This is a genomic window from Acidovorax sp. M2(2025), assembly GCF_049330835.1.
In the GTDB taxonomy this organism is placed as follows: domain Bacteria; phylum Pseudomonadota; class Gammaproteobacteria; order Burkholderiales; family Burkholderiaceae_C; genus Acidovorax.
Genome location: NZ_CP186262.1, coordinates 2,481,261 through 2,499,087 on the forward strand (window position 1 = coordinate 2,481,261; position 17,827 = coordinate 2,499,087).

Genomic DNA, 17,827 nt, shown 5'->3' on the forward strand with positions numbered 1-17,827 from the left:
CCCGATGTCCCACCTCATCCTGCACCACTACCCCTCGTCGCCGTTCTCGGAAAAGATCCGCGCCGTGCTCGGCTTCAAGCAACTGGCCTGGAAGTCCGTCATCATCCCCAGCGTCATGCCCAAGCCCGATGTGGTGGCGCTGACGGGCGGCTACCGCAAGACGCCGTTCCTGCAGATCGGCGCCGACATCTACTGCGACTCGGCCCTGATCTGCGATGTGCTGGAGCACGAGCAGCCCGAGCCGGTGCTGTACCCGCCGCACTTGAAGGGCGTCGCGCGCGTGTTCGCGCAGTGGGCCGACACCACGCTGTTCTGGGCCGCCATGGCCTACAACCTGCAGCCCAAGGGCGCTGCCGTGCTGTTTGCCAACCTGCCGCCCGCGGCAGCGCAGGCCTTCAGCGACGACCGCCGCGCCATGAGCACCGGCATGCAGCGCCTGCGCGCGCCCGATGCTGCCGTGGCGTACCGCTCGTACCTGCGCCGCATTGCCAACATGGTGGAAGAGCACGACTTTCTGTTCGGCGCCGAACCCTGCCTGGCCGACTTTGCCGCCTACCACCCGCTGTGGTTCACGCGCCAGTGCGTGCCGGTGATGATGGACATCTTCACCAACACGCCTGCGGTGCTGGAATGGATGGACCGCATCGCCGCCCTGGGCCATGGCCGCATGGAAAAGTTCAGCGCGCAAGACGCCATCACCGTGGCCGCCGGCATGGACCCGCTGCCGCTGGCGGACGACGTGTTCCAGGACGAGCACGGCATTCCCCTGGGCAGCCAGGTCACGATTGCCGCCGAGAGCTTTGGCACCGAACCCACCGAGGGCGAGCTGATCGCCGCCACGCGCACCCGCTACACGCTGCGGCGCACGGACCCGCGCGCGGGAACCGTGCATGTGCATTTCCCTCGCATCGGGTACGTGTTGAAAGCCGTGGCGCCCTGAAGGACGCCCGTCCACGGCACCGCACGTTGCACGGATCACGCCGAATCGTCCCGCGCCAGCAATCCGCCCCCGACCGTTCGGGCTGAGCCTGTCGAAGCCTGGGCTTGCTGCGGGCACGCCCTTCGGCAAGCCCAGGGCGAACGGTTGAAGAACAGCCCGGCACCCGCAATTCGTTCATTCCGCTCATTCAGCAAAAGCCACATTACCCAAGGAGACCCTCAACATGATCGACAACTTTGCCGGCAAAACCGCCGTCCTCACCGGCGCAGGCTCGGGCTTTGGCCTGGAATGCGCGCGCATTGGCGCCCGCCTGGGCATGAACCTGGTGCTGGTCGATGTGCAGCAGGACGCGCTCGACGCCGCCACCGCCGAGATGCAGGCGGCAGGCGCCCAGGTGCTGGCGCGCAAGGTGGACGTGTCCAGCGCCGCCCAGATGGAGCAGCTGGCCGCCGACGTGCAGCAGCGCTTTGGCGCACCGCACCTGGTCTTCAACAACGCCGGCGTGGGCGCGGGCGGCCTGGTGTGGGAGAACTCGGTCAAGGACTGGGAATGGGTGCTGGGCGTGAACCTGTGGGGCGTGGTGCACGGCGTGCGCCTGTTCACTCCCATGATGCTGGCGGCGGCCAAGGCCGACCCCAGCTGGCGCGGCCACATCATCAACACCGCCAGCATGGCCGGCCTGCTGGCCGCGCCCAATATGGGCATCTACAACGTGAGCAAGCACGCCGTGGTGGCGTTGTCTGAGACGCTGTACCAGGATTTGTCGCTGATCACCGACCAGATCGGCGCCAGCGTGCTCTGCCCGTTCTTCGTGCCCACCGGCATCAACCAGAGCCACCGCAACCGCCCGCAGGACATGGCGGCCGAGAAGCCCACCAAGAGCCAGCTCATCGGCCAGGCCATGAGCGACAAGGCCGTGGGCAGCGGCAAGGTGACGGCCGCCGAGGTGGCGCAGAAGGTGTTCGACGCGGCGGCCCAGGGCCAGTTCTACATCTACAGCCACTCCAAGGCGCTGGCCTCGGTGCAGACGCGCATGGAAGACGTGATGATGGGCCGCAACCCCACCGACCCGTTTGCCGCCAAGCCCGAGCTGGGCGCCCAGTTGCGCGCAGCGCTGCGCGCGGATTGATAGTGAAATTGCCTGATCAGTTACATGTCTCAGATACCACTCCATCCGTTCGGGCTGAGCCCGTCGAAGCCAGGGCTTGCAGAGCGCGTGCAAGGCTTCGACAGGCTCAGCCCGAACGGGTGGGGAAGAGAAAGCGTCTGAGGCAGGTCGCCAATCAGGTGAAATTGGCCTCCAGCGCTTTATGGTAGAGCGCTAGCAGCTATCAAAATAGTAGCGTGCAACACCCTGCTGAATACGGCCACCACCTGTTCCCCACGCCGCTGGGCAGCTGCGGCATTGCCTGGGGGCCGGCGGGCATCGTCGCGGTGCAACTGCCCGAGGCCGACCCCGCCGCCACGCGCAGCCGCCTGCTGCGGGGGCTGCCGCCGCCGTGCCTGCAGGGCGACGCCGCCGTGGCCGACGGGCTGCTGCCCCCGCCCGTGCTGGCCGCGGTGCAGGGTATCCAGGCCCTGCTGGCGGGGCAGCCCCGCGACCTGCGGGAGGTGCCGCTCGACATGTCGGGCGTGCCCGCCTTTCACCAGCAGGTCTATGCCATTGCGCGGGCCATTGCGCCGGGGCAGACCCGCACCTATGGCGACGTGGCGCAGCAGCTGGGCAGCCTGGGCCTGGCGCGCGCGGTGGGGCAGGCGCTGGGGCTGAATCCGTTTGCGCCCGTGGTGCCGTGCCACCGGGTGCTGGCGGCCGGCGGGCGGCCGGGCGGCTTCTCGGCCGGCGGCGGCGCGCTGACCAAGCTGCGCATGCTGGAGATCGAGGGCGCAAGCCCCGGCGGAACCCTGCCGCTGTTCGGCGCGCTGGGCGACCCGCGGTAAGCCCGAAGGTCTGGGGGCGGCAATCCCGCCGTGTGGGGCGGCGTCCACACCCGGCCGCGCGGCTGCACGGTCTTTGCGCTGTGCTGCGTTGGCGGTGCTACATTCCTGCGAGCGCCCCGAACCGCGCTGCCACGCCATGTCCGTGCACATGCCAGGGCGGCCAGCGGCAGCGGCGCGCCCACCCCAGTGCCCCACCGGCCACGGAACACGAGGACCAGCCCATGTCACCGCAACGCCACCGGCTCGCCCGTCTGCTGTTCGACGAATACATCGAGATGTACGCCGCCCGGGACACGCGCCTGCTGGACCGGTTCAGCGAGAACTTCAGCGGCTTTGCGGGCAGCAGCGACCTGCTGGTCAAGACGCGCGCCGAGTGGGTTCGCACCACGCAGCAGGACTTCGCCCAGGTGCCCGAACGCATCGGCATTGAGGTCCTGGAGGTGTTCCCCCAGGACTTGGGCGAGGACGTGCTGGCCGTTACCGCGTTCTTCCACATCCACCTGCCGCAGCCGGACCCCGTATTTGCCCGCGAGACGGCGCGCCTGGTGCTGGTGTTCCGCCAGGAGGACGGCGACTGGAAGATCGCGCACAGCAGCATCTCCATTCCCTACGGCAATGCGCCCGAAGGCGAGGTCTACCCCGCGGCCCGGCTGCGCCAGCACAACCTGGAGCTGCAAGCCCTGGTGGAGGAGCGCACGCAGGCCCTGGCGCAGGCCAACGAGCGGCTGCAGGTGCTGAGCCATACCGACGCGCTGACGGGCCTGGCCAACCGGCGCCGCTTCGACGAGGCGCTGGAACAGGAGTGGGCCCGCGCCCTGCGTGCGCAAACGCCGCTGGCGCTGATCCTGCTGGACGTGGACGTGTTCAAGCATTTCAACGACCACTACGGCCACCTGGCCGGCGATGCCTGCCTGCAGGCGCTGGCCCTGGCGCTGGCCCAGACGGGCGGGGGCCGCGAGGGCGATGTGGTGGCGCGCTTCGGGGGCGAAGAGTTCGTGGTGCTGCTGCCGTCCACCGGCCCTTCGGCGGCCGAGGAAGTCGCGCACCGCATCCGGCAGGCCATTGCTGCGCTGGCGCTGCCCCACGAAGGGGCGCCGTGGGGCATCGTCACCGTGAGCTTCGGCGTGGCCAGTCTGGTACCCCGGCGCGAGCAGGCCCCCGCCGAACTGGTGCGCCGGGCGGACCGCGCCCTCTACCGCGCCAAGCAAAGCGGCCGCAACCGCATCGAGCTGGCGCCGGAGTGAGCGGCCCGCAGGGGCATGCAAGGGGCCGCAGCGCCGGGCCCGCGGGTGTGGCGACAATGCCCGGGTATGGATCCCACTTCTTCCCCTGCTTCTTCGTCTCCTGATGCCTCGCCGTCCGCGTTCTCCCGCTTTCTGAAGGCGGCCCTCATCCTGGGCCTGCTGTCCGCCATCGGCCCTTTTGCCATCGACATGTACCTGCCGGCGTTGCCCGCCATCGGCGCCAGCCTGGGGGCCGAGGTGGGCGCCGTGCAGTGGAGCCTGACCGCGTTCTTCATCGCGCTGGGCGTCGGGCAGCTGTTCTACGGGCCGGTGTCGGACATGGTGGGGCGCAAGCCGCCGCTGTACTTCGGCCTGGCGCTGTTCACCCTGGCCAGCGCGGGGTGCGCGCTGGCCACCGACATTCACACCCTGGTGGCCCTGCGCTTCGTGCAGGGCCTGGGCGCTGCCGCCGGCATGGCGATCCCGCGGGCGGTGGTGCGCGACCTGCACACCGGCACCGAGGCCGCGCGGCTGATGTCGCTGCTGATGCTGGTGTTCAGCATCTCGCCGCTGCTGGCGCCGCTGGCGGGCAGCGGGGTCATTGCCGTGGCAGGCTGGCGCGGGGTGTTCTGGGCGGTGGCAGTGGCCGCTGTGGCGGGCATGCTGCTGGTGGCGCGCGGCCTGACCGAAACCCGCCTGCCCGCCGACCGGCTGGAGAGCAGCCTCGCCAGCGCCCTGTCGGGGTACTGGCTGCTGCTGCGCGACACGCATTTCCTGGGGCTGGTGTTCATTGGCGGCTGCTCCATGGCCGGGTTTTTCGTGTACCTGGCCGGCTCGCCCTTTGTGCTCATCAACCACTACGGGCTGAGTCCGGTGCAATACAGCCTGGCGTTTTCGGTCAACGCGGCGGCGTTTTTCGCCGCGGCCCAGTTCACCGCGCGGCTGGGCCGCCGGTTCGGGCTGGTGGCCACCGTGAAGGCCGCTGTGAGCGGGGCGGGCGCCGTCATGGCGGCCCTGCTGGCGTACTACCTGGCGGGCGGCGACCGCCTGGCGATGCTGCTGTCGCTGTATTTCGTGGCCAGCGGCCTCATGGGGCTGGTGATTCCCACCACCTCGGTGCTGGCGCTGGAGGAGCACGGCGCCATCGCCGGCACGGCCTCGGCGCTGCTGGGCACGCTGCAGATGCTGATCGGCGCTCTGGCCATGGGGGTGGTGGGCGTGTTTGCCACCGGCAAGCCGCTGCCCATGGTGGTGGGCATGGCCTGCGGTGCGCTGCTGGGGCTGGCCCTGACCTGGGCCACGCTGGGCCGCCCCCGTGCCGCCCGGCCACACGCGGGCGGGCGCGCATCGTGAGAGTGGCTTGCTATTGAAATGATAGCTTGTTGTGCTTTATGGGTAAGGGCTACGGGCAATTTTGCACAGTGGCTTGCGCCAGGGCACGCACCGTCAGCGGCGCGCAGCCCTCGGCATGGTTGCTGATGGTGACGAAGGCGTTTTGCCCGCTGCGCGTCACCGCGCGGACCAGGCCGGCCAGGGCGGCGCGCGTGTCCGGGTCGGGGTGGTGCAGCCGGTCGTAGGGGGCGTACAGAGTTTCGGCGTCTTCGTAGCCGTAGGGGCCGTGCACCGGGTTCAGGTTCCAGCGGCACACCAGCGGCCCGGGCCACAGCGCGCGCAGCACCGGCAATTGCCCGGCCAGGGGCGGCATCTTGGCGTGCAGGCCCAGGCAGTAGGTGGTGCCCGCCTCGCGCAGCACCGCGGCAAACGCGGGCGTCAGCCATTCGGGGTCGCGCACCTCCACGGCGATCACGCCGTCCGGGGCCTGCGGGGCCAGGGGCGGCAGGGCTTGCAGCATGGCGTGCAGCCGCTGCAGCAGCGCGGGCAGGCGGTCCAGGTCGGCCAGCGGCAGCGGGCTGAGCTGGAACACCAGCGCACCCAGCTTGTGTCCCAGGCCCTGCAGCACCGGCTCCACACATTCGGTGCGGGCCAGCTCCGGGCTCAGAAAGGCCGGGTTGGGCTGGCGGCCGCGGCCCTCTTCGCTGCGCACCAGCGCATCGGTGACCAGGCTGGGCGCCTTGACCACAAAGCGGAAGTCGTCCGGCACCTGCGACGCATAGCGTTCGTACTCGCTGGCCGTGAGCGGGCGGTAAAAGCTGCGGTCAATGCTCACCGTGCGCAGCAGCGGGTGCTGGGCATACACCGCCAGCCCGTTCTTGGACAGCTGGGGCGCGGAATGCTCGCCCTCCCACACCAGGCCTTTCCAGCCCGGGTAGGTCCAGGACGAGGTGCCCAGCCGCAACTGCGGCGGCAGCGCCCGGGCCAGCGCCTGCAGCGCTTCGTCGCCGGCCGCGGCGGACACCACGCCCGCCGACCGCCGGGGGCGCGCCCGGGGCTCGGCGGCCGCGCGCTCTTCAGGCGGGGGCGGCGCCGCGGGCTTGGCGGCGGTTGGGGGCTCTGGCGCGGGGCCAAACAGATCGTCTTGCATGAGCGCGGGGGCAGGGGGCCGGGCGTCTACAAGCCCGAGAACAGGCCGCCCTCGTTGAGCAGCTCAAACGCAATCTCCGGCTGCCGCTCCATGCCTTTCTTGATGGCGGCCGGAATGGCCTGCCGCGTCTTGCGGCACAGGCCCTGCTGCTCGTGCACCAGGATCGTGATGCCGCGCAGCGTGCGCACCTCGTTCGGGCTGGGCGCAATCGACACGCGGATGCCCAGCAGCTGTTCCATGCGGTCCTGCATCCGCCGCAGGTCCGCCAGGCTGGTGATGTTCTCCAGCCGCTGCAGCAGTTTTTTCTCCTCGGTTACCGTGAGCTGCAGCACGCGCGCGTCGGCGCCGGGGTTCTGCAGCAAGGCGTCCCGGTCGCAAACGCAGGCGCCCGGCGGGCATTCGGTGCGGATGGGGAAGGGGAGGGCGTTCATGGGCGTGGGCGGCGGGGGAATTCTAGGGCGGCAACGCTGCCCGGGCCCTCTGCGGGGGCACATTGGCGCTGTGGCAAACTCCCGCGCTTCGCGTTTTGTTTGAGTGTCAGAGAGTTCGCCACACATGCAGCAGATCATCCGGCAGTTGGCCGCAGAAATCAGGGTCAGTGAACAACAGGTGCGTGCAGCCGTGGAGCTGCTGGACGGCGGCGCCACGGTGCCGTTCATTGCGCGCTACCGCAAGGAAGTGACGGGCGGGCTGGACGATATTCAGCTGCGCGAACTGGAGGCCCGGTTGTCCTACCTGCGCGAGCTGGAAGACCGCCGCGTGGCGGTGCTCAAGGCCATTGACGAGCAAGGCAAGCTGACCGATGCGCTGCGTGCCGCCATTGCGGCCGCCCCCACCAAGCAGGAGCTGGAAGACATCTACCTGCCCTTCAAGCAAAAGCGCCGCACCAAGGGGCAGATCGCACGCGAGTTCGGCATCGAGCCGCTGGCCGACAAGCTGTTTGCCGACCCCACGCTGGACCCCGCCGTGGAGGCCGCCGCCTTCACCAAGCCGCCCGAGGTGCTGGACGATGGCAAGCCGGGGGCCGACTTCTCCACCGTGCCCGCCGTGCTCGACGGCGTGCGCGACATCCTCTCCGAACGTTGGGCCGAAGACCCGGCCCTGGTGCAAAGCCTGCGCGAGTGGCTGTGGGCCGAGGGCCTGCTGCGCAGCAAGAAGGTGGAGGGCAAGAACGAGAACGACCCCGAGGTCTCCAAATTCCGCGATTACTTTGAATACGACGAGCCCATTGGCCGCGTGCCCTCGCACCGTGCGCTGGCGGTGTTCCGCGGGCGCGGGCTCGAAATCCTGGAAGCCAAGCTGGTGCTGCCGGTGGAGCCCGAGCCGGGCAAGCCCAGCATCGCCGAAGGCAAGATCGCCCTGCACTTGGGCTGGAGCCACCAGGGCCGCAAGGCCGATGACCTGATCCGCAAGTGCGTGGCCTGGACCTGGCGCGTGAAGCTCAGCCTCTCGACCGAGCGCGACCTGTTCGCGCGCCTGCGCGACGAGGCCGAGAAGGTGGCGATCAAGGTGTTTGCCGACAACCTGCGCGACCTGCTGCTGGCCGCACCGGCCGGCCCGCGCGTGGTGATGGGGCTGGACCCCGGCATCCGCACCGGCGTGAAGGTGGCGGTGGTGGACGCCACCGGCAAGCTGGTGGACACCGCCACGGTGTACCCCCACGAGCCCAAGCGCGACTGGGACGGCTCGCTGTTCACGCTGGCCAAGCTGTGCGAAAAGCACGGCGTGAACCTGATCGCCATCGGCAACGGCACCGCCAGCCGCGAGACGGACAAGCTGGCCGCCGACCTGATCAAGATGGCGGCCAAGGCCGATCGCACCATCGAGAAGGTGGTGGTGAGCGAGGCCGGTGCCTCGGTGTACTCCGCCAGCGAATACGCATCGCAAGAAATGCCCGACGTGGACGTGAGCCTGCGCGGCGCGGCCTCCATTGCCCGCCGCCTGCAGGACCCGCTGGCCGAACTGGTCAAGATCGACCCCAAGAGCATCGGCGTGGGCCAGTACCAGCACGATGTGAACCAGAGCGAGCTGGCGCGCACCCTGGGCACGGTGGTGGAAGACTGCGTGAACTCGGTGGGCGTGGACCTGAACACGGCCAGTGTGCCGTTGCTCAGCCGCGTGTCGGGCCTGTCGGGCAGCGTGGCCAAGGCGGTGGTGCGCTGGCGCGAGGCCAACGGCGCGTTCAAGAGCCGCAAGCAGCTGATGGACGTGGCCGGCCTGGGCGCCAAGACCTTCGAGCAGAGCGCGGGCTTCTTGCGCATCCGTGGCGGCGAGAACCCGCTGGACATGACGGGCGTGCACCCCGAGACCTACCCGGTGGTCGAGCAGATCATGGCCAAGACGGGCAAGCCCGTGGCCGAGCTGATGGGCCGCGCCGACATGCTCAAGACGCTGAAGCCCGAGCTGTTTGCCAACGAGCAGTTTGGCGTCATCACCGTCAAGGACATCCTCTCCGAGCTGGAAAAGCCCGGCCGCGACCCGCGCCCCGACTTCAAGGTGGCGCGCTTCAACGACGGCGTGGAAGACATCCAGGACCTGAAGGTGGGCATGGTGCTGGAGGGCACCGTGAGCAACGTGGCCCAGTTTGGCGCCTTTGTTGACCTGGGCGTGCACCAGGACGGCCTGGTGCACGTGAGCCAGCTGGCCCACAAGTTCGTAAACGACGCGCGCGAGGTGGTCAAGACCGGCGACATCGTCAAGGTCAAGGTCATGGAAGTGGACGTGGAGCGCAAGCGCATCGGCCTGTCGATGAAGCTGGGCGACGCGCCGCCGCGCCAGGGCGGCGACCGGGGCGCGCCGCGGGACAACCGTTTTGAGAGCGCGGGGCGCGGCTACGCGCAGCCGCAGCGCCGGGCGCCGGAGCCGGTGCAGCAGTCGGCCATGGCGTCGGCATTCGCCAAGTTGCAACAGGTCAAGGGTCGGTGACGGGCCGGCGGCGCATTGAAGGCCATAATCGCCAGCAATTAACAATCTGGCGCCTGACCCATGGAGTTGAACGCACTGCTGGCCCGCCCCGTGGCACTGCCCAGCCTGCCGCGCGCTGTGGCGCTGCTGATGAGCGAGTTGGCCCATGAGGAGCCCAGCCTGCGCCGCCTGAACCAGTTTTTCGGCACCGACCCGGCCCTGGCCGGGCGGCTGCTGGAGCTGGCCAATTCCCACACCTTCCAGCTGCCCCGCCAGATCGCGGGCGTTCCCGAGGCGCTGGCGCTGCTGGGCACGGCCCAGGTGCGCGCGCTGGTGATGTCGGCGCCGCTGGGCACCACGTCGCGGTCGGTGCCCGGGGTGAACATGCAGCAGTTCTGGCGCTACAGCCTCAACACCGCCAAGCTGGCCCGTTCGCTGGCGGGCATTGCGCAGCAAAACCAGGTGGCGGCCTATACCGCCGGGCTCCTGCACGCGCTGGGCGAGCTGGTGATCCACCTGGCCGACCCGGAGAGGATCCAGTCCATCAACACGCTGGTGGCGCCTTTTGACCTGCGCCGCGGCAAGATCGAGCAGCGCATCCTGGGCTATTGCTACGGCCATGTCACGGCGGGCCTGGCGCGCCGCTGGCGGCTGCCGGAAACGGTGGTGGACGCACTGCAGTACCAGAGCGCGCCGTTTGAGCACAGCGCCTACGAGCCGCTGGCGGGCGTCATCCACCTGGCCGCCTGGCGGGCCCGCGCCCGCGAGGCCGAGCTGGGCGACAAGGAGCTGGCCGTCACGTTCCCGGGCGAAGTCGGGCTGGCGCTGGGCCTGGACATCGACATGGTGCTGCAGCAGGACCCGATCGACTGGACCGCCCGGCCCGACGCGGCGGACTATGTCGTGTGAGCATGAAAGCGTTGCGCCTCCATGCCGGCCCGCGGGCCCGCCAGCACCTTGCCCGCCAAGGCCTGCAGCCCGCGGATGTGGGCGTGATTCCGGCCGCCGCCGGCGGGCCCAAGGGCCTGATCCTCGGGCCGCTGGACCGTTTTCTCTTTGGCGAATGGCTGCTGCAATCCCGCCAGCCGGTGGACCTGGTGGGTGCGTCCATTGGCGCCTGGCGCATGGCGACGGCCTGCCTGGACGACCCCGTGGCGGCGTTCGAGCGGCTGGAGCACGACTACATCCACCAGGACTATGACCTGCCCCCGGGCAAGACGCGGCCCACGGCGGCCCATGTGAGCGAGCGGTTCGGGCAGAACCTCCAGGCGTTCTACGGCGGGCGTATCGGCGAGGTGCTGCACCATCCGCGATACCGGCTGCACATCGTCACCTCGCGCGGCCGGCATGTGCTGGCGCGCGAGCACCGGGTGGCCACGCCCCTGGGCTATCTAGGCGCCTTCGTGTCCAACACCGTGCACCGCAAGGCCCTGGGCGCATGGCTGGAGCGGGTGGTGTTCTCGTCGCCCGCTGCGGGCGGCGGGTGCGCGGCGCTGCCGTTCGGCACGCACGACTACCGCACGCGGCAGGTGGCGTTGAGCGAGGAGAACTTCATGCCGGCCTTGCAGGCCAGCTGCTCCATTCCGTTCGTGCTGCAGGCGGTGCACAACATCCCGGGCGCGCCGCGCGGGGCCTACTGGGACGGGGGCATCACCGATTACCACATGCACCTGGCCTATGGTGCAGTGTCACAGAATGCTATGGAAAGTATAGCTTCTGGCGCTTTGCCAGCGGGGGATAGAGGCCCAAATGGCTTGAAATCTGCCGACGGGGGCGGGGCCCGCCTGGTCCTGTATCCGCATTTCCAGCACCGTGTGGTGCCCGGCTGGCTGGACAAGGGGCTCAAGTGGCGGCATCGCGCCACGCCCGCGCTGGACGCCATGGTGGTGCTGTCGCCCAATCCCGACTGGGTGCGCACCCTGCCCAACGCCAAGCTGCCCGACCGCAACGATTTCACGCACTACGGCACGGACAGCGCCGCCCGTGCCAAGGCCTGGCAAGCCGCCACGCGGGCCAGCCAGCAGCTGGTGGACGAATGGCAGGCCTGGCTGGAGCGGCCGGACATGGCGGCCGTGCACCCGCTGTAGCGCCCCCTGCACGGGCAGCGGGATCTGCGCGGCCGGTGCGGCGCTACCAGCCCCGGGCGCTGTCGGTGAGGTCCGCCGTGGCCGCGCCGCGCCGTGGAGCCTGGGCCACGCGGCGGGCGGCATAGTCGCGCGCCCAGGTGAGCACCTCGTGCGCCGGCATGGGCCGCGCGATGCCGAAGCCTTGCCCGCGCTCGCAGCCCAGCGACAGCAGCCGGGCCGCCTGCTCGGGGGTTTCCACGCCTTCGGCCACCACGTGCCGCCCAAACGCCGCGGCCAGCGCGACGATGGCGCTCACCAGGGTGAGGTCGTCCCCGTCCTCCAGGATGCCGCGCACGAAGGACTGGTCGATCTTGATCGTCTCGGCCGGCAGGCGCTTGAGGTAGGACAAGGAGGAAAAGCCGGTGCCGAAGTCGTCCAGCGCAAAGCGCACGCCCAGGGCCTGGCAGTCCTGCATCATCTCGCGCATGTGCTGCATGTCCTGCAGCGCGGCGGACTCCAGGATCTCCAGCTCCAGGCGGTGGGCCGCCACCTCGGGGCAGGTGTGCAGGATGTCCTTGAGCCGCTCGACAAAGTGGGGCCGGTGGAAGTGCGCGGCGGAAATGTTCACGCTCACCTCCCACGCCACGCCGGCATCGGTCCACTGGCGCATCTGGGCCAGGGCCTGGCGCAGCACCCATTCGCCCAGCTCTTCCTCCAGTTCCGGGTCTTCCACCAGCGGCAGCACGTGCTGCGGCCCCAGCAGCCCCTGCTCGGGGTGCTGCCAGCGCAGCAGCGCCTCCACCCCCAGGATCTCGCCGGTGCGCAGGTGCACCTTGGGCTGGTAGTGCAGCAGCAGTTCGCCCGCCTGCAGCGCCTGCGCCACGCGCGTCTGGCGGCTGTGCTGGGTCTGCACCGCGTGGTCCTGCTGCACGTCGAACAGGTGCATCTGGTTGCGCCCCAGGTTCTTGGCCTGGCACATGGCCTGGTCGGCATGGCGCAGCAGGGTGTCGGGGTTGGCGTCGTCTTGCGGGAACACGGCCACACCGATGCTCACGGTGGTATGCAGCACGCTGTCGTCGATGGCGTACGGCGCGGCCAGCTGCTGCATGAGCACGCCGACCCGGGTCTCGATGGCGGCCAGGTGGGGCTGCTCGCCCAGCAGCAGCGCAAACTCGTCGCCACCCATGCGCGCCACCGCGTCCTGCGGGGTGATGAAAGCCTCCAGCCGGCGCGCCGTCTCCTTGAGCAGCCGGTCGCCCACGCGCTGCCCGTGCGCGTCGTTGACGGCCTGGAAATGGTCCAGGTCCAGCATGCACACCGCCAGCAGGCGCTGCTTTTGCCGGGCCTGGAAGATCGCATGGGTCAGCCGCTCGGCCAGGGCCGCGCGGTTGTACAGGCCGGTGAGCGGGTCGTGCCGGGCATGCCAGGAGATCTGGTGCTGCAGGTTGCGGGTCTCGGTCACGTCGCGGAACACCAGCACGCAGCCCACGGCCATGCCGTCGGGCTTGCGGATGGGGGACGCGGTGTATTCGATGGCGTAGCGCTCGCCCGAGCGGTGGATCAGCACCTCTTGCGACACCTGGCGCAGCGCGCCGGGCGTGGGGTCGCGTTCGGCCGCCGCGCTGGCGCTGCGGCTGGCCAGCCGCTGGTACAGGCGGAACACGTCGTCCAGCTGCCGGCCCACGGCCTGGTCGGCGGTGAAGCCGGTCATGAGCTGCGCGGCTTCGTTGAGGGTTTCGATGCAGCCCGACAGGTCGGTGGTGATCACGCCGTCGCCAATGGAGGCCAGGGTGACCTCCGCCCGCTCTTTCTCGGCCCGCAGGGCTTCTTGCGCGCGCTTGCGCTCGGTCACGTCCACCAGCGCGCCGATGCTGCCCGCCACGGTGCCGCGCGTGGTGGTGAACGGCGCCTCGTAGTACGCCATGTCGCGGGGCGGCTGGTGGTTGGCGGGGTGGATGCGGATCTCGTTGTCCTGCGCCTGCGCAAGCTGGGTGGAGCGCTCGGGCGCCAGTTCCTGCGGATAGGCGGGCGGCGACGCGGGCGCCGTGCCGGGGCTGGCCGGCGCGTGAAAAAGGCGCTGCCAGGCGCGGTTGACCTCCAGGTACACGCCCTGCGTGTCGCGCACCGCAACCGGCAGGGGCAGGGCGTCGATCAGCTGGCGCGTGAAATGCAGTTGCTCGCTTTGCAGCTGCTGCGTTTCCCGCAGCGACAGGACCAGCGACTGGATCTTGCCCGCCATGTCATTGAAGGTGCTGGCCATGGCGCGGGACTCGAGCGTGCCGGTCACCTGCATGCGGGTGTCCAGCCGCCCGTGGCGGAAGGCATCGGCAGCGTCGGCCAGGCGCCGCAGCATGCGGGCGTTGGCGCGCAGCAGCAGCGTCAGCAGGAACAGGATGGTGAAGATGTTGAGCGCGGAGATCCGCAGCTGCACGACCACCGTGTTCCAGACCTGGGTGACCAGGGGACCGCGCTGCAGCGTGACCGTCAGGCGCGCGGTGCTGCCGTCCGGTGCCGCCTGCGCGAAATGCTGCGTCGGGGGCGCGATCTCCACCCATCGCTCGAACCACGGCGGCACCGCTGCCGCCACGGCGGGGGCCGCGGCAAGGACAGGCGGCCGGTTGGCCACTTGCCACGCCAGCGACTGCACGCCGGGCCCCAGGCGCGCCAGGCCATCGTTCAGCCGCGCCACCTGTGCGGCAGGGTCCTCTGCCGCCACCGGTGCCAGCGCGGGCAGCAGCAGGTCGGCCGCCCGGCGCAGTTCCGCCGCGGCGTGGCGCCGGACCTCCTCGGTTTCCGTGGAGAGCAGGAAGTGGTAGCGCACCCCGCTGACCAGCAGGATGATCAGAATGATCGGAACATACAGGCGTGGGTAGGTGCCCCGCAGCAGCCAGGTACTGAGATTTCCACTGCGCATGGATGGGGCCCTCCGGAAGCCCGGGAGGGCGCTGCGCGCGGAGGCGGCGCTCGCGTGCGCTCTCGGACCCGCTGGGGCGGTGCTCCGCACAGGCACACGGCGCCGGTTCGCGCATGCGCTCCCCGGGATAATGAATTGTTAATTAAATGCCGACGCCCCCGAGTCTAGCGCGCACTTCCGCGGCGTGGGACAGCGCAATCCTGGCCCGCGGCCGCACGCTGCCCGCGCAGGGCCGGTGCGGCACTGCCCCGTCCGGGGTCACAGCGACTGCCGCAGTATCTCGCCGTACTCTTCGGCCGTGGCAACCCGGGGATTGGTCTTGTGGCAATGGTCGGCCATGGCGCCCTGGATGATGTCGCCGAACATGCCGGGGGTGACGCCCATCGCGGCCAGGCCCGTGGGCAGGCCCAGGCGGGCGCTCATGTCGCGGATCGCGTCCGGGATGTCGCCGGCAGAGCCCAGGCCCATGGCGTGGGCCATGCGCTCCAGGCGCTTTTCCCTCTGCACCGATTCTGCGGACGCATTGAAGCGGACCACCGCGGGCAGGAACATGGCGTTCAGCGTGCCGTGGTGCAGGCGGGGGTTGAGGCCGCCCAGGCTGTGGCTGAGCGAGTGGACGGCGCCCAGGCCCTTCTGGAAGGCCATGGCGCCCTGCATGCTGGCGCTCATCATGTGCAGGCGGGCGTCGCGGTGGCTGCCGTCCCGGGTGGCCTGCTCGATGTGGGCCCAGCCGCGGGTCAGGCCGTCCAGTGCAATGCCGTCGGCCGGTGGGTTGAATGCGGCCGACATGAAGGTTTCCATGCAGTGCGCGATGGCGTCCATGCCGGTGGCCGCCGTGAGCAGGGGCGGCAGGCCCAGCGTCAGCTCGGGGTCGCAGATGGCCGTCTTGGGCACGAGGTTCCAGGAGTGGAACCCGAGCTTGCGGTGGTCGTCCACGATGATGATGGCGCCGCGCGCCACTTCGCTGCCGGTGCCGCTGGTGGTGGGCACTGCGATCAGCGGCGCGGCCCGTTCGGTGATGCGTGGGGAGCCGCCTTCGATGGTGGCGTAGCGCGTGAGGGGACCCTCGTGCGTGGCGGCGATGGCGATGCCCTTGGCGCAGTCGATGGCCGAGCCGCCGCCCACGGCGATCAGCCCGTCGCAGCCCTGCGCCTGGTACACCTGCACGGCGGCGCGCACCGCGGCTTCGGTGGGGTTGGAGGGCGTCTGGTCAAACACGGCCACTGGCAGGCCCGCCAGGGCGTCCAGCGCCTTCTGAAGCACGCCGGCCGCCTTCACGCCGGGGTCCGTGACGATCAGCGGGCGGGTGATGCCGACGCGCTCGCACTCCTGGCGGAGCAGCTGGACGGCGCCGAATTCAAACTGGATCTGGGTGACGTAGTAGATGAAGGCCATGGTGAAGCGGAAGTGGTAGGACGGGCAAAGTGCCAGCGATTACGATAGTCCTCCGGGACTGCGAACCGTTGTCGACAGCCCACTTTATAAGGAGGAGACCTGAATGAACACGAAGCAAACCCTGATGGCGGCGCTGGCTGCCGTCGCCTGTGCGACAAGCGTGCAGGCCGAATGCCTGAGCGATGCGCAGGTGGCCGACCTGGTGGCCCACTACGCCGCCAAGACCCCCGCAGCCAATCCCGAAAACCTCTCGGACGCCGACGGCGCCTGCACCCGCGCCAAGGTGAACCAGCTGCTGGCCCAGCGCATGGGCAAGGTGGTGGGCTACAAGGCCGGGCTCACGAATCCCGCCGTGCAAAAGCGCTTCAGCACCGACAAGCCCGTGTGGGGCAAGCTCTATGAGGGCATGGTGCTGGCCAGCGGCGCCACCGTGGACGCCGCCTTCGGCGCACGCCCGCTCTACGAGGCCGACATGCTGGTGCGGGTCAAGAGCGCCGCGGTCAACCAGGCCAGGACCCCGCAGGAGGTGCTGGACGCGATCGACCAGATCATTCCTTTCATCGAACTGCCGGACCTGCTGGTGCAGGCGCCGCCCAAGCTCAACGGCGCAGGCGTCACGGCCATCAACGTGGGCGCGCGGCTGGGCGTGGCCGGTGCGCCTATGCCGGTGCCCGCCTACCGCGCCGAGCGCTTTGCCTTGCTCCAGTCCCTGGCGGACATGCAGGTGGTGCTGACGGATGGCACCGGCGCACGCCTGGGCGGCGGCAAGGGCAGCGACATCCTGGACCACCCGCTCAATGCCGTGGTGTGGCTGGCGCAGGCCCTGGCGCGGGAAGGGCTGGCCATGCAGCCGGGCGACCTGATCAGCCTGGGCTCCTTCTCGCCCCTGCTGCCGCCCAAGCCCGGCCTGTCGGTGACTGCCACGTACGATGGGCTGCCGGGCGCCGCGCCCGTGCGCGTGACCTTCAAGTAACCCCTCTGCCTCCCGGAAGCTGTACCGTTGACCGACCTGCATCTCCACCACACCCGACTCACCCCGCAGATGCGCAGCGTGCTCCAGCGCATGGCGCGCGCCGGGCACCCGCCGTTGCACACCCGTTCGCCCCAGGACGCGCGCGCCGCCTACCAGGCCGGTGCCGATGTGCTGGAGGTGCCCAAGGCCGCCCTGGCGCGGGTGGAGGACCTGCACATCCCGGCGCGCGACGGCCACGCCTTGCCAGGCAGGCTGTACGCCGCGTCCCGCGATGCGGCGTTGCCTCTGCTGCTGTACCTGCACGGCGGTGGTTTCACCATCGGCAGCATTGCGACGCATGACATCCTGTGCCGCGAGCTGGCGCGCCTGTCAGGCTGCGCCGTGCTGTCGCTGGACTACCGCCTCGCACCGGAGCACCGTTTTCCCACCGCCAGCAATGACGCCTGGGATGCTCTGCAATGGATGGCCCGGAATGCCGCAACCCTGGGCGCCGACCCGGCGCGTCTGGCGGTGGGGGGCGATAGCGCGGGCGGCACGCTGGCGGCGGTCAACGCCATCCTGGCGCGGGACGCGGGCGTGCCGCTGGCGCTGCAGCTGCTCATCTACCCGGGCTGCGCGGCCCACCAGGACACGCCATCGCACGCCACGTTTTCGAAGGGACTGGTGCTGGAAGAGCCGGCCATCAGCTGGTTCTTCGGCAACTACGTGCACAGCCGGGAGGAGCGCGAGGACTGGCGGTTCGCCCCGTTGCTCGCGCCTGACGTGGAGGGCGTGGCACCGGCGTGGATCGGCCTGGCCGAATGCGATCCGCTGGTGGACGAGGGCGTGGACTACGCCGACAAGCTGCGCATGGCCGGGGTTCCCGTGGAACTGGAGATCTACCGCGGCGTGACGCACGAATTCATCAAGATGGGCCGCGCCCTTCCGGAGGCGCGCCAAGCCCATGCCGATGCCGCCCGGGCCCTGCGCCAGGCTTTTGGAATGGAGTGAAT

At 69.9% G+C, this 17,827-nt stretch carries 14 protein-coding genes; 10 read left to right on the plus strand and 4 right to left on the minus strand.

Going from position 1 to position 17,827, the window contains the following annotated elements:
* Nucleotides 1-4 precede the first annotated feature (4 nt).
* The 5 genes from ACOYR3_RS11540 to ACOYR3_RS11560 all read left to right on the plus strand — a co-directional run bounded on the left by ACOYR3_RS11540 (nt 5) and on the right by ACOYR3_RS11560 (nt 5,454).
* Nucleotides 5-940, plus strand: a complete 936-nt coding sequence (locus ACOYR3_RS11540) for a glutathione S-transferase family protein (protein ID WP_422842531.1) — start codon at nt 5-7, stop codon at nt 938-940.
* A gap of 223 nt (nt 941-1,163) precedes the next feature.
* Nucleotides 1,164-2,069: an SDR family oxidoreductase gene (locus ACOYR3_RS11545; protein WP_422842532.1), complete on the plus strand. Its 906-nt coding sequence runs from the start codon at nt 1,164-1,166 to the stop codon at nt 2,067-2,069.
* 215 nt (nt 2,070-2,284) lie between these two features.
* Nucleotides 2,285-2,878, plus strand: coding sequence for a methylated-DNA--[protein]-cysteine S-methyltransferase (locus ACOYR3_RS11550; protein ID WP_422842533.1), 594 nt, complete (start codon nt 2,285-2,287; stop codon nt 2,876-2,878).
* Between the two features lie 221 nt (nt 2,879-3,099).
* A complete protein-coding gene (locus ACOYR3_RS11555) occupies nt 3,100-4,122 on the plus strand; it encodes a GGDEF domain-containing protein (protein ID WP_422842534.1) in 1,023 nt (340 codons plus the stop codon).
* Between the two features lie 66 nt (nt 4,123-4,188).
* A complete protein-coding gene (locus ACOYR3_RS11560; RefSeq protein ID WP_422842535.1) occupies nt 4,189-5,454 on the plus strand; it encodes a multidrug effflux MFS transporter in 1,266 nt (421 codons plus the stop codon).
* A 49-nt stretch (nt 5,455-5,503) separates the two neighbouring features.
* Here ACOYR3_RS11560 and ACOYR3_RS11565 read toward each other — a convergent pair whose 3' ends face one another.
* Complete coding sequence (locus ACOYR3_RS11565; RefSeq protein ID WP_422842536.1) at nt 5,504-6,583, minus strand: DUF72 domain-containing protein; 1,080 nt, start codon at nt 6,581-6,583, stop codon at nt 5,504-5,506.
* Between the two features lie 26 nt (nt 6,584-6,609).
* Nucleotides 6,610-7,014: a hypothetical protein gene (locus tag ACOYR3_RS11570; RefSeq protein WP_422842537.1), complete on the minus strand. Its 405-nt coding sequence runs from the start codon at nt 7,012-7,014 to the stop codon at nt 6,610-6,612.
* 124 nt (nt 7,015-7,138) lie between these two features.
* Between ACOYR3_RS11570 and ACOYR3_RS11575 the strand changes: the two genes are divergently transcribed.
* Genes ACOYR3_RS11575 through ACOYR3_RS11585 form a run of 3 tightly spaced genes read left to right on the plus strand, consistent with a single transcriptional unit; the run spans nt 7,139 to nt 11,574 of the window.
* Nucleotides 7,139-9,508: a Tex family protein gene (locus ACOYR3_RS11575; RefSeq protein ID WP_422842538.1), complete on the plus strand. Its 2,370-nt coding sequence runs from the start codon at nt 7,139-7,141 to the stop codon at nt 9,506-9,508.
* Nucleotides 9,509-9,568: 60 nt separating this feature from the next.
* Nucleotides 9,569-10,396 carry an HDOD domain-containing protein gene (locus ACOYR3_RS11580; RefSeq protein ID WP_422842539.1) on the plus strand — a complete coding sequence of 276 codons (828 nt, stop codon included), beginning with the start codon at nt 9,569-9,571 and terminating at the stop codon, nt 10,394-10,396.
* Nucleotides 10,397-10,398: 2 nt separating this feature from the next.
* Nucleotides 10,399-11,574, plus strand: a complete 1,176-nt coding sequence (locus ACOYR3_RS11585; RefSeq protein ID WP_422842540.1) for a patatin-like phospholipase family protein — start codon at nt 10,399-10,401, stop codon at nt 11,572-11,574.
* A gap of 43 nt (nt 11,575-11,617) precedes the next feature.
* Here ACOYR3_RS11585 and ACOYR3_RS11590 read toward each other — a convergent pair whose 3' ends face one another.
* Together ACOYR3_RS11590 and ACOYR3_RS11595 are read right to left on the minus strand one after the other, a co-directional pair.
* Nucleotides 11,618-14,467: a bifunctional diguanylate cyclase/phosphodiesterase gene (locus tag ACOYR3_RS11590; RefSeq protein WP_422842541.1), complete on the minus strand. Its 2,850-nt coding sequence runs from the start codon at nt 14,465-14,467 to the stop codon at nt 11,618-11,620.
* Nucleotides 14,468-14,725: 258 nt separating this feature from the next.
* Complete coding sequence (locus ACOYR3_RS11595; RefSeq protein ID WP_422842542.1) at nt 14,726-15,862, minus strand: iron-containing alcohol dehydrogenase; 1,137 nt, start codon at nt 15,860-15,862, stop codon at nt 14,726-14,728.
* Nucleotides 15,863-15,965: 103 nt separating this feature from the next.
* Here ACOYR3_RS11595 and ACOYR3_RS11600 point away from each other — a divergent pair, with 103 nt between their 5' ends.
* Together ACOYR3_RS11600 and ACOYR3_RS11605 are read left to right on the plus strand one after the other, a co-directional pair.
* Nucleotides 15,966-16,835, plus strand: a complete 870-nt coding sequence (locus ACOYR3_RS11600) for a 2-keto-4-pentenoate hydratase (RefSeq protein ID WP_422842543.1) — start codon at nt 15,966-15,968, stop codon at nt 16,833-16,835.
* 27 nt (nt 16,836-16,862) lie between these two features.
* On the plus strand, nt 16,863-17,825 hold the full coding sequence (locus ACOYR3_RS11605; RefSeq protein ID WP_422842544.1) for an alpha/beta hydrolase: 963 nt from the start codon (nt 16,863-16,865) through the stop codon (nt 17,823-17,825).
* The last annotated feature ends 2 nt before the right edge of the window (nt 17,826-17,827 follow it).

What these genes read in the sequence shown, in the direction of transcription:
- ACOYR3_RS11540 (WP_422842531.1), top strand. Translation starts at nt 5, where the DNA reads ATGTCCCACCTCATCCTGCACCACTACCCCTCGTCGCCGTTCTCGGAA.
- ACOYR3_RS11545 (WP_422842532.1), top strand. Translation starts at nt 1,164, where the DNA reads ATGATCGACAACTTTGCCGGCAAAACCGCCGTCCTCACCGGCGCAGGC.
- ACOYR3_RS11555 (WP_422842534.1), top strand. Translation starts at nt 3,100, where the DNA reads ATGTCACCGCAACGCCACCGGCTCGCCCGTCTGCTGTTCGACGAATAC.
- ACOYR3_RS11560 (WP_422842535.1), top strand. Translation starts at nt 4,189, where the DNA reads ATGGATCCCACTTCTTCCCCTGCTTCTTCGTCTCCTGATGCCTCGCCG.
- ACOYR3_RS11565 (WP_422842536.1), bottom strand. Translation starts at nt 6,583, where the DNA reads ATGCAAGACGATCTGTTTGGCCCCGCGCCAGAGCCCCCAACCGCCGCC.
- ACOYR3_RS11570 (WP_422842537.1), bottom strand. Translation starts at nt 7,014, where the DNA reads ATGAACGCCCTCCCCTTCCCCATCCGCACCGAATGCCCGCCGGGCGCC.
- ACOYR3_RS11575 (WP_422842538.1), top strand. Translation starts at nt 7,139, where the DNA reads ATGCAGCAGATCATCCGGCAGTTGGCCGCAGAAATCAGGGTCAGTGAA.
- ACOYR3_RS11580 (WP_422842539.1), top strand. Translation starts at nt 9,569, where the DNA reads ATGGAGTTGAACGCACTGCTGGCCCGCCCCGTGGCACTGCCCAGCCTG.
- ACOYR3_RS11585 (WP_422842540.1), top strand. Translation starts at nt 10,399, where the DNA reads ATGAAAGCGTTGCGCCTCCATGCCGGCCCGCGGGCCCGCCAGCACCTT.
- ACOYR3_RS11590 (WP_422842541.1), bottom strand. Translation starts at nt 14,467, where the DNA reads ATGCGCAGTGGAAATCTCAGTACCTGGCTGCTGCGGGGCACCTACCCA.
- ACOYR3_RS11595 (WP_422842542.1), bottom strand. Translation starts at nt 15,862, where the DNA reads ATGGCCTTCATCTACTACGTCACCCAGATCCAGTTTGAATTCGGCGCC.
- ACOYR3_RS11600 (WP_422842543.1), top strand. Translation starts at nt 15,966, where the DNA reads ATGAACACGAAGCAAACCCTGATGGCGGCGCTGGCTGCCGTCGCCTGT.